General features: G+C 73.2%; 16 protein-coding genes. 13 read left to right on the top strand and 3 right to left on the bottom strand.

Annotation, left to right across the window (positions count from 1 at the left end):
• Positions 1-51: 51 nt before the first annotated feature.
• The 5 genes from J3P32_RS12425 (at position 52) to J3P32_RS12405 (ending at position 5,881) form a co-directional block, all read left to right on the top strand.
• On the top strand, positions 52-603 hold the full coding sequence (locus J3P32_RS12425) for a YbaK/EbsC family protein (RefSeq protein WP_307861678.1): 552 nt from the start codon (positions 52-54) through the stop codon (positions 601-603).
• Between the two features lie 91 nt (positions 604-694).
• Positions 695-1,249 carry a hypothetical protein gene (locus J3P32_RS12420; RefSeq protein WP_210440058.1) on the top strand — a complete coding sequence of 185 codons (555 nt, stop codon included), beginning with the start codon at positions 695-697 and terminating at the stop codon, positions 1,247-1,249.
• Positions 1,250-1,305: 56 nt separating this feature from the next.
• A complete protein-coding gene (locus tag J3P32_RS12415; protein ID WP_210440056.1) occupies positions 1,306-3,030 on the top strand; it encodes an ABC transporter ATP-binding protein in 1,725 nt (574 codons plus the stop codon).
• Entirely contained in the window at positions 3,027-4,769 is a 1,743-nt protein-coding gene (locus J3P32_RS12410; RefSeq protein WP_210440054.1) for an ABC transporter ATP-binding protein, read from the top strand. The genes J3P32_RS12415 and J3P32_RS12410 overlap by 4 nt, the downstream gene beginning before the upstream one ends.
• A 74-nt stretch (positions 4,770-4,843) precedes the next feature.
• Positions 4,844-5,881, top strand: a complete 1,038-nt coding sequence (locus J3P32_RS12405; RefSeq protein ID WP_210440052.1) for an LLM class F420-dependent oxidoreductase — start codon at positions 4,844-4,846, stop codon at positions 5,879-5,881.
• 29 nt (positions 5,882-5,910) lie between these two features.
• On the opposite strand, the gene J3P32_RS12400 is transcribed toward J3P32_RS12405, so the two are convergent.
• Positions 5,911-6,432, bottom strand: coding sequence for a hypothetical protein (locus J3P32_RS12400; protein WP_210440050.1), 522 nt, complete (start codon positions 6,430-6,432; stop codon positions 5,911-5,913).
• Between the two features lie 73 nt (positions 6,433-6,505).
• Between J3P32_RS12400 and J3P32_RS12395 the strand changes: the two genes are divergently transcribed.
• Together J3P32_RS12395 and J3P32_RS12390 are read left to right on the top strand one after the other, a co-directional pair.
• Positions 6,506-7,654, top strand: coding sequence for an acyl-CoA dehydrogenase family protein (locus J3P32_RS12395; RefSeq protein ID WP_210440048.1), 1,149 nt, complete (start codon positions 6,506-6,508; stop codon positions 7,652-7,654).
• A gap of 20 nt (positions 7,655-7,674) precedes the next feature.
• Positions 7,675-7,890 (top strand): amphi-Trp domain-containing protein, encoded by a 216-nt coding sequence (locus J3P32_RS12390; RefSeq protein ID WP_210440046.1) that lies wholly within the window; start codon positions 7,675-7,677, stop codon positions 7,888-7,890.
• A gap of 18 nt (positions 7,891-7,908) precedes the next feature.
• Here J3P32_RS12390 and J3P32_RS12385 read toward each other — a convergent pair whose 3' ends face one another.
• The gene (locus J3P32_RS12385) at positions 7,909-8,805 is read right to left on the bottom strand and encodes an alpha/beta fold hydrolase (protein WP_210440044.1); all 897 of its coding nucleotides are present in this window, start codon (positions 8,803-8,805) and stop codon (positions 7,909-7,911) included.
• Between the two features lie 55 nt (positions 8,806-8,860).
• Between J3P32_RS12385 and J3P32_RS12380 the strand changes: the two genes are divergently transcribed.
• The 5 genes from J3P32_RS12380 (at position 8,861) to J3P32_RS12360 (ending at position 12,982) form a co-directional block, all read left to right on the top strand.
• Positions 8,861-9,655, top strand: coding sequence for a DinB family protein (locus tag J3P32_RS12380; RefSeq protein ID WP_210440042.1), 795 nt, complete (start codon positions 8,861-8,863; stop codon positions 9,653-9,655).
• Between the two features lie 16 nt (positions 9,656-9,671).
• The gene (locus tag J3P32_RS12375; RefSeq protein WP_210440040.1) at positions 9,672-9,926 is read left to right on the top strand and encodes a hypothetical protein; all 255 of its coding nucleotides are present in this window, start codon (positions 9,672-9,674) and stop codon (positions 9,924-9,926) included.
• A gap of 42 nt (positions 9,927-9,968) precedes the next feature.
• Positions 9,969-10,334: a hypothetical protein gene (locus J3P32_RS12370; RefSeq protein WP_210440039.1), complete on the top strand. Its 366-nt coding sequence runs from the start codon at positions 9,969-9,971 to the stop codon at positions 10,332-10,334.
• 87 nt (positions 10,335-10,421) lie between these two features.
• Positions 10,422-12,038, top strand: a complete 1,617-nt coding sequence (locus tag J3P32_RS18525; protein ID WP_210440038.1) for a RecQ family ATP-dependent DNA helicase — start codon at positions 10,422-10,424, stop codon at positions 12,036-12,038.
• A 155-nt stretch (positions 12,039-12,193) separates the two neighbouring features.
• Complete coding sequence (locus J3P32_RS12360) at positions 12,194-12,982, top strand: trypsin-like serine protease (RefSeq protein WP_210440037.1); 789 nt, start codon at positions 12,194-12,196, stop codon at positions 12,980-12,982.
• Positions 12,983-13,052: 70 nt separating this feature from the next.
• Here the strand turns inward: J3P32_RS12360 and J3P32_RS12355 are convergent, their stop codons facing one another.
• Complete coding sequence (locus J3P32_RS12355; RefSeq protein ID WP_210440036.1) at positions 13,053-14,300, bottom strand: ATP-binding protein; 1,248 nt, start codon at positions 14,298-14,300, stop codon at positions 13,053-13,055.
• 215 nt (positions 14,301-14,515) lie between these two features.
• On the opposite strand from J3P32_RS12355, the gene J3P32_RS12350 reads away from it, so the two are divergent.
• Entirely contained in the window at positions 14,516-15,220 is a 705-nt protein-coding gene (locus J3P32_RS12350) for a hypothetical protein (protein WP_246850095.1), read from the top strand.
• Positions 15,221-15,354: the final 134 nt, after the last annotated feature.

The following is a 15,354-nucleotide window of genomic DNA, read 5'->3' as shown; positions in this document are numbered from 1 at the left end:
GGCGCACGGGACCGCCGGGTGGCGTGCGGGTGAATGGCGCATGATGACCGCGTGACGCTCCCGCCGCTGCCGTCGTTCCCCGCCCTCGCCTCGCTGCCCGCCGTCGAGCACCCGGACCTCGTGGCCCCTCCGGTCGCCGCCGCCCTGGCCGGGTGGGCCGGCGCCGGCGAGGTGGCGGTCGTCGGGATCGACCCCGACCTCGCCGACACGGCGGCGATGAGCGAGGCGTACGACATCCCCATGACCGCCAGCGGCAACTGCGTGGTCGTCGCGGGCTCGCGGGCCGGCGACGAGCGGATTGCGGCCTGCGTGGTGCGCGCCGACACCCGCGCCGACGTCAACACCCTCGTCCGCAGGATGCTCGACGTGCGCAAGGCCTCGTTCCTGCCGGTGGAGCGGGCGGTCGCGGAGACCGGGATGGAGTACGGCGGCATCACCCCGGTCGGGCTGCCCGCCGGGTGGCGGGTCATGGTGCACGACGCGTTGCTCGACGAGCCCGTCGTCGTGCTGGGCAGCGGCGTGCGCCGCTCGAAGCTGCTGCTGCCCGGGCGCCTCCTCGCCGACCTGCCCGGCGCCGAGGTGGTGCCCGACCTCGGGCGCTGAAGCCCCCTCTCCGGAGGGGCGGCCGGGCATGGATCGGATCGCCACGGGTACGGACCTGATTCGCATCCACACCACCCCCGACGGAGGACCCATGTCCACGAACACCCTGTCCCGCTCGCTCCACGACGTCGGCCTGGCCGCCTGGTTCGGCGGCACGCTGGCCAACGCGACGGCACTCAACCCCGCGGCGGCCGAGGCCGACTCCGCCCAGGGCACGGGCGCGGTCGCCAACGTCGGCTGGGACCGGTGGACCCCGGTCAACGCCGCGGCCATCGCCGCCCACCTGGTCGGCAGCATCGGGATGCTCGCCAGCGACGCCGGCCGCGTGTCGGCCCAGAAGGGCGCCGGACGCACCGTCGTGCTGAAGACCGGGCTCACTGTCGCGGCCCTGGGCGTCACCGCCTACAGCCGCGCCCTCGGCAAGCGGGTGTCGCAGCAGACCGCCGTGCCCGCGGAGTCCGGCACCGAGCCGTCGGCCCACACGCCCAGCGACGTCGCCGCCGCCCAGCGGCAGCTGAAGCTGCTGCAGTGGGCCGTGCCCGCGCTGACCGGCGCCCTGGTGGTCCTCAGCGCCCAGGCGGGCGAGGAGCAGCGCCCGGCGACCCTGCTCGAGGGCGTGACGGCGAAGTTCCCCGGTCTCGCCTGACCGAGCGGTCGGAAGAGGATTCGTCCGCGGGAGCGGCCCGAACCTAGGATCGGTCGGTGCGACGCCTGCCCCTCGAGGACCCCGGGACCGCCGACCACCGCTCCCCCGGACGCTTCCTCTGGTGGGTCGCCCGCGGGCAGTGGCCGACCCTCGCCGGAGGGATGGCGTTCGGCATCCTCTGGATGAGCGCCCAGGCCGTCATCCCGGCGGTGCTCGGCCGCGCCATCGACCGCGGGGTGGCGGCCCGGGACGCCGAGCAGCTGCTGGTCTGGGCCGGCGTGCTGCTGGTCGTCGGGCTGGTGCAGGCGGCGGCGGGCATCATGCGCCACCGCTTCGCGGTCACGAACTGGCTGGTGGCGGCCTACCGGACGGTGCAGCTCGTCACCCGGCAGACGGTGCGCCTCGGGGCGACCCTGCCGCGCAAGGTGTCGACGGGCGAGGTCGTTGCCATCGGCACGAGCGACCTGTCGCACATCGGCCAGGTGATGGACATCCTCGCCCGCTTCGCCGGCGCGGTCGTCTCGTTCCTGCTCGTGTCGGTGATCCTGCTGCAGACCTCGGTCACGCTCGGCCTCGTCGTGCTGCTCGGGGTGCCGCTGCTGCTCGTGCTCATCGGTCCGCTGCTGAGCCCGCTGCAGTCCCGCAGCGCCCACCAGCGCCAGCTGATGGGCGACCTGTCGAACACCGCCAGCGACATCGTCGGCGGCCTGCGGGTGCTGCGCGGCATCGGCGGCGAGCAGGTGTTCCTGTCCCGCTACCGCCGCGAGTCGCAGGACACCCGGCAGGCGGGCGTCCAGGTGGCCCGCGTGCAGTCCGTGCTGAGCGCGCTGCAGGTGCTGCTGCCCGGCGTGTTCGTCGTGCTGGTGGTCTGGCTCGGCGCCCGCGCCGCCGTCGCCGGCGAGATCACGGCCGGCGAGCTCGTCGCCTTCTACGGGTACTCCGCGTTCCTCCTCATCCCGCTGCGGACGGCGACGGAGTTCGCCAACAAGTACATCCGCGGTCGCGTCGCGGCACGGCGCGTGTGCCGGGTCCTGGCCCTGGAGCCCGACCTCGACGAGCCCGTCGGCCCGGCGCCGGCGCCGCCCGTCGGATCGGAGCTCGCCGACGCCCGCTCGGGGCTGCGGGTCGCCCCCGGCCGGCTCACGGCGATCGTCTCCGAGCACCCCGACGAGTCGGCGTCGCTCGCCGACCGGCTCGGCCTGTGCGCGCCGGTGCCCGACGACGAGGTGACCCTCGGCGGCGTACCGCTGACGGCGCTGCCCCGCGCCGACGTGCGGCGCCGGGTCGTGGTGTCCGACTCCGGCGCCCAGCTGTTCTCCGGCCCGCTGCGCGAGGTGCTCGACGTCGCCGGTCGCGGGGGTGTGGAGCAGGCCGTGGCCGCCGCGTCGGCGCAGGACGTGCTCGCCGAGCTCCCCGCCGGGCTCGACACCGTGGTCACCGAGAAGGGCCGGTCCTTCTCCGGCGGGCAGCGGCAGCGTCTCGTGCTGGCCCGCGCCCTGGCCGCGGACCCGGAGGTGCTCGTGCTCGTCGAGCCCACCTCGGCGGTCGACGCGCACACCGAGGCGCGCATCGCGTCCCGGCTGCGTGAGCACCGGGCCGGACGGACGACGGTGGTCACCACCGGGAGCCCCCTGCTGCTCGACACGGCCGACGAGGTGGCCTTCCTCGTCGACGGCCGCGTCGTCGCCAGCGGCACCCATGCGTGGCTGCTGGAGTCGGAGCCCGGCTACCGGGCCGTCGTCACCCGGGAGACCGCCGACCTGGCGGAGGAGGCCTCGTGACCACCCGTCTCCCCGTGGCCGGGCCGCGCGACGTGCGGTCGTACGCCGTCCGCATCGCCCGCCGGCACCCGCGCCTGCTGTGGGGCGCCCTGGCCCTCCACGTGCTCGCGGCGGTCGCGGCCCTGGCCGCACCCCGCCTCCTCGGCGACCTGGTCGGCGCCGTCGAGGACGGCACCACCCGCGGCCACGTCGACCGCATCGCGCTGCTGCTCGCCGGCTTCCTCGTCGTCCAGACGGTCCTCACCCGCTTCGCGCGCTACTACAGCCAGGTGCTCGGGGAGCAGGTGCTGGCCGAGCTGCGGGAGGACTTCGTCGCCAGCGCGCTCTCGCTCCCGGTCGGGACCGTCGAGTCGGCCGGCTCCGGCGACCTGCTCACCCGCACCAACCGCGACGTCGACCAGCTGGGCTGGTCGGTCCGGATGGCGCTGCCGGAGTGGACGATCGCGGTGGTCACGGCGGTGCTGACCCTCGCCGCCGCGCTGAGCGTCGGCTGGTGGGTGGCGCTGCCGTGCCTGCTCGCCGCGCCGCCGCTCGTGCTCGGGCTGCGCTGGTACCTCGCCCGCGCGCGCGACGGCTACGAGCGCGAGTCGGCGACGTACTCGGAGATCACCGCCTCGCTCACCGAGACGGTCGAGGGCGCCCGCACCGTCGAGGCGCTCGGCCTCGGGGAGCGCCGCATCGCCCGCGGCGACGCCGACTGCGCCAGGTCGTTCGAGGCCGAGAGGTACACCCTCCGCCTGCGCACGGTGTTCTTCCCGAGCATGGAGATCAGCTACCTGCTGCCGGTGGTCGGCACGCTGCTCCTCGGCGGCTGGCTGCACACGCGCGGCGAGGTGTCGCTCGCCGACGTCACCGCCGCCACGCTCTACGTCCAGATGCTCATCGACCCGCTCGACCGGATCGTCTCCATCCTCGACGAGCTGCAGATGGGCGCTGCCTCCCTGGCGCGGCTGCTCGGCGTCTCGCTCGTGCCCGACGACCGCACCGCGGGCGAGGCACGGCCGCACGACGAGCAGATCGAGGCCGAGGACGTCCGCTTCTCCTACGTCGAGGGCCGCGACGTCCTGCACGGCATCGACCTCGACGTGGGCGTCGGCGAGCGCGTCGCGATGGTCGGCCCCTCCGGCGCGGGCAAGTCGACCCTCGGCCGCCTCCTGGCCGGCATCCACCCGCCCCGCACCGGGCGGGTCACGGTCGGCGGCGTCGACCTCGTCGACCTGCCCCTCGACGACCTGCGCGGCCACGTCGCGCTGGTGACGCAGGAGCACCACGTCTTCGTCGGCAGCGTGCGCGACAACGTCGTGCTCGCGCGCCCCGGCGCCTCCGACGACGCGGTGCGCGAGGCGCTGGACGCCGTCGACGCGCTGGAGTGGGTGGACGCGCTGCCCCAGGGCCTCGACACCGTCGTGGGGTCGGGCGGGCTGGCGCTCGCGGCGGCCCAGGCGCAGCAGGTCGCGCTGGCCCGGCTGGTGCTGGCCGACCCGCACACGCTCGTCCTCGACGAGGCCACCTCCCTCATCGACCCGCGCGCGGCCCGGCACCTCGAGCGCTCGCTGGCGGCGGTGCTGGAGGGGCGCACCGTCATCGCGATCGCGCACCGGCTCTTCTCCGCGCACGACGCCGACCGCGTCGCGGTCGTGGAGGACGGGGTGATCTCCGAGCTCGGTCCGCACGACGAGCTGGTCGCCGCCGGCGGTCCCTACGCCGCGCTCTGGGAGTCCTGGCACGGCAAGGGCTGATCCGCCCGCGAGCGCTCCCCGCGCCGGACGCCCCACCCTTGCAATCGTGACAGTGTCACTGTCACGATTGCGGCATGCGTCTCGCCTCCCTGCTGATGTACGACGGCAACCCGCGCGCCGCGGCGGACCAGGTGGTCGCCCTCGAGAAGGCGGGCCTCGACAGCGTGTGGGTCGCCGAGGCGTACGGCTTCGACTCCCCCACCCTGATGGGCTACCTCGCGGCGCGGACCGAGACGGTGCAGATCGGCTCGGGCATCCTCAACATCTACTCCCGCACGCCCGGCGCGCTGCTGCAGACCGCAGCCGGCCTCGACAACGTGAGCGGCGGGCGCGCGATCCTCGGCCTCGGGGTCAGCGGCCCGCAGGTGATCGAGGGCTTCCACGGCGTGCCCTACCGCAGGCCGCTGGCCCGCACCGCCGAGGTCGTCGACATCGTCCGCCGCGGCCTCCGGCGCGAGCCGCTCACCGCCGACGGCGAGTTCCACCTGCCGCTGACCAAGGACGACGGCGCGGTGACCGGGCTCGGGAAGCCGCTCAAGCTGCTCACCCGGCCCGAGCGCGACACCATCCCGATCTGGATCGCCGCGCTGGGTCCGAAGAACGTCGAGCAGACCGCCGCCATCGCCGACGGCTGGATCCCCCACCTCTTCCACCCCGAGAAGGCCCACACCGTGTGGGGCGAGGCCCTCGCCGCCGGCAACGCCGAGCGACAGGAGGGCCTGGGCCCGCTGCAGGTGATGGCCGGCGGGTTGGTCGCGATCGGAGAGGGACCCGACACCGCGGCGCTGCTCGACCTCGCCCGGCCGTACTTCGCCCTCTACGTCGGCGGGATGGGCGCCAAGGGCAGGAACTTCTACAACGACGTCGCCCGCGCCTACGGCTACGAGGAGGAGGCCGAGGCGATCCAGGACCTCTACCTCTCCGGCAGGAAGAAGGAGGCCGAGGCGCTGGTCCCGACCGAGTGGCTGGAGGCGGCGAACCTCGTCGGCCCCGCGTCGTACGTCAAGGAGCGCATCGCCGCCTTCCGGGAGGCCGGCGTCACCGACCTCCACGTCACCCCGGTCTCCGACCCGGTCGCGACGGTGGAGCAGCTCAAGGAGTGGGTGTCGTGACCCCGTGCCCGCCGGGCACGGTCACGACGTCACCAGCGCTCGTCGAGCAGCCCGGCCGCGCCCCGCTGCTGCTCCCCGAGATGGGCCTCGAGCACCAGCATCGCGCCGGTGAGCGCGGGAGTCGTCCACTGCAGCCAGCGCAGCTTGCCGCGGGCGTCGTCGGCCGCCCGGGGGTCGCGCGGGTGGCCGTCCTCGCCGGCGGCCCGGCCGAGCCGCTCGCCGTAGACGTAGGCGGCCGCCGTCGACGCGACCGCGGCGCTGGTGACGACCGCCTTGGCGACCGTCGCGGCGGTCGTCGGCCGGTGGGCGACGACACGGTTGCGGTTGTCGGCCGTGATCGCCAGTCCGCTCAGCAGGTGCAGCGCGATGGCCGCGCCCTGCACCGGGCCCCAGCGCTCCCAGCCCGTCCCCGAGACCTCGACCCGCTCGCGCTCGGTGTCGGGCTCGCGGGCGGCCGGGTTGAGCCCGACGGCCCCGAACAGGGCCCCGCCGAACCAGGCGGCGTTGGTGACCGTGTGGGTCGCCCGCACGGCGGTGCTCACGAGGCTCATGCTGCCAACGTAGGCGCGCCCCGGCGGCGTCGCCTCACCCCACCGGGGAGGTCCCCGGCCGATCGGAGGAACCGTGCCTGACCGTCCCAGCATCCTCGAGCGGGAGCACGAGGACTTCCGCGCCGTCGCGCGCGCGTTCTTCGACAAGGAGGTCGTGCCGCACCACGAGGCGTGGGAGCTCGACGGGGTCGTCGACCGCGAGGTCTGGCGCCGGGCCGGCGAGCGCGGGCTGCTGTGCTTCGACGTCGACGAGGCCTACGGCGGGCCGGGGATCAAGGACTTCCGCTACAACATGGTGCTGGCCGAGGAGGCCGCCCGCGCCGGTGCCACCGGCCCGGGCTTCGCCGTGCACACCGACATCATCGTCCCCTACATCTCCTCCCTCGGCACCGACGAGCAGAAGCGTCGCTGGCTGCCCGGCTGCGTGTCCGGCGACCTCGTCACCGCCATCGCGATGACCGAGCCGGGCGCGGGCTCGGACCTCCAGGGCATCCGCACCACGGCCGTGGACGCCGGTGACCACTACGTCCTCAACGGCTCGAAGACCTTCATCTCCAACGGGATCCTGTCCGACCTGGTGGTCGTGGTCTGCCGCACGGACCCCGAGGCCGGGCACCAGGGCATCTCGCTGCTGGTCGTCGAGCGGGGCATGGAGGGCTTCGAGCGCGGCCGGAACCTCGCCAAGATGGGTCTGCACGCCCAGGACACCGCCGAGCTGTCGTTCACCGACGTGCGCGTGCCGAAGGGGAACCTCCTCGGCCCCGAGGGCTCGGGCTTCGTGTCGCTGATGGAGAACCTGCCCCAGGAGCGCATCTCGATCGGCTGCATCGCGGTCGCGGCCGTCGAGCACGTCCTCGACCTGTGCCTGGCGTACGTCAAGGAGCGCGAGGCGTTCGGCCGCCCCATCGGCAGCTTCCAGCACAACCGCTTCGTCCTGGCCGAGATGGCCACCGAGGCGCACGTCGCCCGGGTCTTCATCAACGACTGCGTGCTGCGCCTCAACGCCGGCGAGGTCGACACCGCGCTGGCGTCGATGGCGAAGTGGTGGACCACCGAGCTGCAGAAGCGGGTCGTCGACGCCGGCGTGCAGCTCCACGGCGGCTACGGCTACATGAGCGAGTACCCCATCTCGAAGGCGTACACCGACTCGCGGATCCAGACCATCTACGGCGGGACGACCGAGATCCAGAAGGAGATCATCGGCCGGATGCTCGGGTTGTAGCCGCTGGCTAGGTTCGGGCCATGGAGCTCTTCGAGATGGACGAGACCCGGACCATGACCCGCGAGGAGGCCGCCACCCGACTGCGCGCGCTCGCCGACTCGCTCGCCAAGCACAACTCCATCGAGTTCGCGCGCGACGGCGGTCGGATCACCGTCGCCGTGCCCGACGAGGTCGCCCTCAAGGTCGAGGTCGAGCTCGGCGAGTCCAACGAGGTCGAGATCGAGCTGACCTGGTGACCGCCGGTCGCTGACCGGTCAGCCGGCGAGCACCTCGCGCAGGCGCGCGGCGAACTCCTCGGGCTTGCCCGTCTGGCCGAACTCCCCGCCGAGGAAGCCGTTGTGGCCCCCGGGGAACACGACGGGCTCCTGGCCCAGGGCTCGCGCGACGGCGTACGCCGACCGCCCCGCGACCTCGCCGTCGGCCGGCCCACCCGACTCCTCGCCGACGCCCACGACCACCCGGGTGCTCGCAGCGCGCACCGCGTCGAGGTCGGGCACGCGGGTGACGCCCTCGCCGCGCATGTTGGCCATGAGCGGGTCGTCGCGGGAGCCGTCGTCCTCGGTCGGCAGCCCGAACATCGCGGGGTCGGGAGCGGGCTCGTCGCCGCGCACCTCGCCGCGGTGCATCACCAGCCCGATGAAGCGGGCCATCGCCGGTCCGCGGCCGGACGCGTCGTAGGTGGCGACCATGTCGGCGCACACCCGGGCGATGGCCTCGGCGTCGGGGAGCAGCGCCGTCATCGGCGGCTCGTGCGCGACGAGGGTGCGGACGTCGCCGGGGTGCGTCGCCACCAGGTGCAGGAAGTTGACCGCGGCGCCCGAGGAGGCGAACACGTCGACCGGCCCGACGCCCAGCGCCTCGACGAGCGCGTGCAGGTCGTCGGCGTGCTGCTCGGGCGTCACCGGCGCGGTGTCGTCGTCGCGGGTGCTGCGGCCGGTGTTGCGCGGGTCGGTCAGCACCAGGACCCGGTCCGGCGCCGCCCGCCTCAGCGCGGCGGCGAGGCTGCCGAACCCGGTGCTGTCCATCGGCGATCCCGCCAGGACCAGCGGCGGGGAGGAAGCGGTGGCGTCGGCGAGGTCGCCTATGACGTCGAAGGAGAGGACGGCGCCGGGGACGGCGACCGTGCCGGGCGTGCGGGGGGCGTCGGTCATGGACACATGATCGAACCGGTCGCGGATCGTCCGCAACGACTCCTAGCCTGCCGGGATGAGCGACTTCACCGAGCAGGACCTCGGCGGCTCCACCCTCCAGCGGGTCGACCTGTCGGGCAGCACCTTCCGCGAGGTGCGCCTCGCCGGCGCCGACCTCCGCGACGTCGACCTCAGCGAGGTCCGCCTGCGTGCCGCCTGGCTGAAGGGCGTCCGCATGACGGGCGTCGAGGCGCCCGACATGGAGATCCATGGAGAGGTCGGCAGGCTGGTGGTCAACGGGGTCGACGTGGCTCCCCTCGTCGAGGCGGAGCTCGACCGCCGGATGCCCGAGCGGGCGCTGATGCGCCCCACCGACCTCGCCGGCTTCCGCACGGCGTTCTCGACGCTCGACCGGCTGTGGGCGGGCACCGTCGGGTCGGCCCGGGCCCTGCCCGCCGACCGGCTGCACGAGCATGTCGACGGGGAGTGGTCCTTCATCGAGACGCTGCGGCACCTCGGCTTCGCGCACGCCTGCTGGGTCGGTGGCGTGGTGCTGGGCGACCTGTCGCCGTGGCACCCGCTCGACCTGCCGTGGGACGAGGCGCCGGCGGTGGCGGGCGTGCCGTGGGACCGCGACGTACGCCCCTCGCTCGACGACGTGCTCGACCTGCGGGCCCGGCGGCGCGCCACCGTGCAGGCGGTGCTCGACGGCCTGACCGACGAGGGGCTCGAGCGGCGCGTCACCTCGGCCACGCCGTTCCTCGGCGACGCGGACGACCTCACCGTGGCGGCGTGCCTGAAGGTGGTCCTCAACGAGGAGTGGGAGCACCGGCTCTACGCCGAGCGCGACCTCGCGGCGCTGGCGGGTTGACGCCACAATCGGCGACATGCCGGTCTACCTCGCCTGGACAGCCGCCCCGCCGGACACGCTCGAGGGTCCGTGGACGGAGGCCCGCGAGGTGGCACCCGGCCTCCTGCTGGTCGACAGCACCGAGTCGCTGTCGGCGGTCTTCCACGCCCTCAAGTGGTCGCTCCCCGACGATGCCGCACTCCTCGTGAGCCCGGTGCCGTCGACCCCTAAGTCACGCGGCATGGCACCGGGCACGACGACGTGGCTGCGCGACCGCACGGAGCGACCGTGACCCCACTTCCCCTCAGCCCCGGCGGGGCCGCACACTGACCGCATGACCGACAGCCTGGGCGCGCGGCTCGCCGGCGCCATCGCGGCCAAGGACGAGGCCGCGCTGCGCGCCCTGCTCGCCGACGACGTGGACTTCAAGGGGCTCACCCCCGGCCGGCTCTGGGAGGGCTCCGGCCCCGACGACGTCGTGGAGACGGTCCTCGGCTCGTGGTTCGAGGAGTCGGACACGATCGAGCGGGTGGTCGAGGTCGCCGAGCGGTCCGACGTCGCCGACACCTCGCACGTCAGCTACCGCTTCGACCTCGTCAACCCGGACGGCTCGTACGTCGCCGAGCAGCAGGCCTACTACCGCGGCGGCGCGACGATCGAGCACCTGCGGATCATGTGCTCTGGCTTCCGCCCGCGGTGACCCACCTCTCCCGCATGCCGCTTCGCGCGGCCGGGTACCTCCACCGGTCGCACAGGCCGTGCGCGACGGACATCGAGAGGGGCCCGGGTGGCCATCGCAGCCGAGCAGGTGCGCGAGACAGCAGCACGACACTTCGGGCACCGGGAGCTGCTGCCCGGCCAGGAGGACGCCGTCCTGGCCCTCCTCGACGAGCGCGACGTGCTGCTCGTGGCCCCGACCGGCTCGGGCAAGTCGCTGGTCTACCAGGTCGCCGGGCTGCTGCTGGGCGGGTGCACCGTCGTCGTCTCCCCACTCCTCGCGCTCCAGCAGGACCAGGTCGACTCGCTCGAGGAGGCCGGGCTCACCGCCGCGCGGCTGAGCTCGGCGGAGTCCGACAGCGCCCGTGCCGCGGTGCTCGAGGCGGCCCGGTCGGGCGAGGTCCGCTTCCTGCTGCTCGCGCCCGAGCAGCTCGCCAACCCCGAGGTGCTGGCCGAGATCGCCTCCATCGAGCCGCGCCTGGTGGCCGTCGACGAGGCGCACTGCGTGTCCTCGTGGGGCCACGACTTCCGGCCCGACTACCTCCGCCTCGGCGACCTCGTCGCCCAGCTCGGCAAGCCGCGGGTGGTCGCGATGACCGCGACGGCCGCGCTCCCCACCCAGCAGGACATCGTCGAGCGGCTGGAGCTGCGCGACCCGCGCATCGTCCTGACGGGCTTCGAGCGCGACAACATCGCGCTCGCGGTCGAGCGCTTCGCCGACGCCGACGAGCAGCGCGACCGGGTGCTCGACCTGGTCGGTGAGCTGGCCGGCGATCCCGGCAGCGGGGTGGTCTACTGCCGCACCCGCGCCGGCGCGGAGTCCTTCGCCGAGGCGCTCGTCGAGCGCGGGTACCGCGCGGCGGCGTACCACGCCGGCCTCCCCCAGCGCCGGCGCAACCAGGTGCACGAGGAGTTCATGACGGGCGAGGTGCCGCTGGTGGCGGCCACGTCCGCCTTCGGCATGGGCATCGACAAGCCCGACATCCGCTTCGTGGTGCACGCCGACGTCCCGGAGTCCCCCGACACGTACTGGCAGGAGGTGGGGCGGGCCGGCCGCGACCGCGCGACCGCGAAGGCGGTGCTCGCCTACCGCGCCGAGGACCTCTCGCTCGGGCACTTCTTCGCCACGCCCGTGCCCAAGCCCCGCGACGTGCGCGCGGTCGTGGAGGCGATGAGGGCGGCGGACAGCGACGACCCGCGCGAGGTGAGCGAGCACCTCGACTTCGGCTTCCGCAAGGCGGGTCGCATCATCAACCTCGTCAACCTCGCCAGGGCCGCGGGCGACGTCCGGGACGACGCCGACCTCGACGCGGTCGTCGACGCCGTGGTCGAGCGGGCGAAGGCGCACCGCCGGCTCGAGGAGTCGCGGGTCGAGATGATGCGCGCGTACGCCGAGACCGACCGGTGCCGCAGCGCCTTCATGCTGGGCTACTTCGGCGCCGAGGTCCGCGACCGCTGCGGGGTGTGCGACAACTGCCTCTCCGGCGACGCGCCGGACGAGTCGCAGGACGCCGACGCGCCGTACGCCGTGCAGAACACGGTCGAGCACCCGGAGTTCGGCACCGGCACCGTGACCGACGTCGAGGACGACCGCATCACCGTGCTGTTCGAGGACGTCGGATACCGGACGCTCTCGCTCGACCTGGTCGAGGACCGGGGGCTGCTGGAGGTCCGGCGGCCGGGGTAGGGGGCGGGCGGCGTCCGCGCGGCACCCCCGCTGGCGCTCCGGCACCGGGCTGACCGACCACGTCGGACCCGAAACTGCCCTGTTCCCACCTAGCGCCCGGGACCAGCGCCGAGGACGATGGTCTCGCACTCATCAGCCAACCGGGAGGCACCCGCATGATCCGACGCACACTTCTCGCCGCTGCCCTCGTCCTCGGACTCAGCACCACGGCAGCCCCGGCGCACGCCATCAACTACGGCCAGGTCGACAACGGCGCGCACCCGTACGTCGCGCTCATCGCACTGTTCGAGGAGGACGGGACGTATGCGGGACGGTGCAGCGGCACGCTCATCGACGAAGACGTGGTGCTCTCCGCGGCCCACTGCACCGACGGGGTGGCTTACGCCCACATCTTCTTCGACGAGGATCTGCGCACGGTGGACGTCAGCACGTCGACCGACTTCGACGCGGTCGGTGCTCCGCACGCCATGCCGGGTTGGACCGGCTCGCTGACGACCCCGGACACGCGCGACCTCTCGGTCTTCACCCTCGATCGTGCCATCACCGACATCGAGCCGGCCCAGCTGGCACCGGTGGGCTACCTCGACGACCTGTCGACGCGGCGAGGCCAGCGCGACACCTACTTCACGACCGTCGGGTATGGCCTGCAGCAGCGCAAGCCCTACCTGATCGGCGACAAGATCCGCATGTACGCCGAGAGCGACCTCATCAGCCTGAACAACGCTCTGGTGGGCGACTACGGGCTGCAGACGACGAACAACCCCGGCAACGACCGCGGCGGCAACTGCTCGGGCGACTCGGGCGGTCCCATCCTCTACCGGAGCACCGACATCGTCGTGGCGGTCAACAGCTTCGGGCTGAACAACACCTGCAAGGGCAATGACTTCTCGTACCGCGTGGACACCCCGGAGGCCTACGCCTTCATCAGCAGCTTCCTCGACTGAAGCCCCGAGCCGCCGAACAAGCGGCGAGGCGCCCGTTCCGTGAGGGACGGGCGCCTCGTGCGCGGCGTCCTCAGTGCGGCACGCGGAACTGGGCCACGAAATGATGTGCGTCGTTCGCGCGTTGCGATTCGACGCGCAGCTCCACCGTGACCTCGCTCCCGTCCGCCCGGACAGCGGGCACGACGACCCACTGGTTCAACAGGACGTCGCGTCCGTTCGTGGCGTGCAACGTCGTCCCGGCGATGTGGGCCTGGTGGAACCGTGGAGGGATGACGACGACGATTCGGCGCCCCAGCAGGGAGGAGGCGTCCTGGTAGCGAAGGAGCTCCACCAGCCCCGGCGAGACGGCCATGATCACCCCGGCGTCGTTCGCGACCAGCGCAGGGACGTCCAGTCGCTCCACCTCGCGTGCGATCTCAGCTGACGGGGAGCTGCTCGTGAAGGAGCTGCGCAAGTCGGTGCGGACGGCCCACGGGACGGGCCGACCACCGTCGCTCTGCGACAGCACCTGCCCGCACAGCCACTGGCGCATCTCCACGATCTCGGGCTGGGTGGGCGGACCGAGCAGATGCCCGGCCTCGGCCGCTCGCACAGCGCGGGTGAGCACGTGGTCGAGCACCTCGAAGTGCGCTACTGCGGCAGCCGGGACCACGAGCTCGAGGCGTTCGGCGGTCGTGTCCGGTTCGACGGAGCTGGCTATCAGGGCGGCCGGGTCGATCGGCAGCTGCGGCTTGGGGATCTGTTCCTCGAGGATTCTCAGTGCGTCGCTGGCGCGAGCGTGTTCCTCGACCGCCTGTGGCTCGTCCTCCAGCGCGTACAGGAGGTACTCGCGCAACAGCGCGGACGCGTGCTCCTGCCAGGCCCAGTGCATGAGCAGGGGAACGTTCACCAACGTGGTGATCACGGTGTCACCGGTCGGGCTGGCCGCGACGGTCTCTCGAGGCGTCGGACCGGTGGGCTCTCCGATCTCGAACCAGACGACCTTCCCAGCGTCGACCCGCGATGCGCCCCACCTGTCAGTCTGATCCTCGACGATCGCCAGACCCCGTCCGGTGCCCGCCATCTGTGACCAGGACCGGCGGATCGGCAGGTGCGGACTGGCGTCACCCACCTCCACGCGGACGGCCTTCGCCTCTGCAGTGATGAGGAGGCGCACGTGCGTCCCAGCGTGCACCACGGCGTTCGTGACGAGCTCCGAGGTCACCAGCTCAGCCGCCTCGGCGAGATCCGCAGCCCCCGACTTCGTCACTGCGTCCCGCACCGCGCGCCGCGCCTCACGCGCCGCGGTCGAGGCAGGCGGCAGTGTCAGCGCTCGCACGGTCGACCCAGACACAGACCCACCCCCTGCTCGTCCGGCTCGGCCCGAGCACCAGCAGAACACGAGCACCCGGCGGCGCCCGCTACACATGTAACGACCTCAGGGGCGCATCGTGACGCCAAACATCGAATGCCGCACTGAGCGGCCCCCGAGGCAGCCCCCAGACCTACCCCGAATCACGCACGCCGCCTCGCGCCCTGCCCGAGAATGGTGCGGTGCCACCTCTCAGCGCGATCACCACGACCAGGCTCCTCAGGGCCAGCAGCGCGTCTGCCGCCCTCGCGGGCGGCATCTTCATCGCCGTCCAGATCGGTCACCCGGATCCCGGCACCTTCACCACCGAGACCGACGAATGGGTGGCGCGCAGCTTGGCCAAGACGGCAATGGCAGCCCTCGCGCTCGCGGGCATCACCGGCATGTACCTGCACCAGCACCGCCGACTGGGTGTGCTGGGACTCCTCGGATGCCTCACGTTTGCCACGGGCTACCTCGCCATCCTGGCAGTCGAGATGATCGCCGCAGTCGTGCTGCCCATCCTCGTCGACACCCATCCGGGACTGGTCGACGACGCCGTCGCAGCTGCGACCGGCGCGACGATCGACCGCGACATCGGCGCCCTGCAAACCCTGTTCAACGTCGCCGGCGCCGGCTACCTGCTCGGCGGAGTGCTCCTCGGCGTAGCGCTGTTCCGCGCCGCAGTCCTCGCCCGATGGGCCGCGGCCCTGCTGGCGATCGGCACCTCCGGCACGGCTCTCCTGGCAGTCCTTCCGGCCGCCTTCGACCGACCGATGGCCGTCCCCACCGACGTCGCACTGATCGGGCTGGGTGTCTCGTTGTGGCGGCACACGGGCCGAACAGAGGCAGGCATCGACGTCCCCGCATCCGAGGGCACTTCGGCGCCGGCCGCCCGTCTCGCGTGACATCTGGTCGGCCGCGCCGCTGGGTGCGGCCGGCGCAGCCCTGTCGCCGCCGGCCACGACGATGATCTGACATCTCGGGCCGGTGCGCGGGTTGCTGTGGTCAATCCGCTTCGAGCTGCGTCTTTCCGCCGCCG

This window comes from Nocardioides xinjiangensis (assembly GCF_017916385.1).
GTDB classification, from domain to species: domain Bacteria; phylum Actinomycetota; class Actinomycetes; order Propionibacteriales; family Nocardioidaceae; genus Nocardioides; species Nocardioides xinjiangensis.
This window is presented reverse-complemented; position numbering and strand designations above follow the sequence as displayed.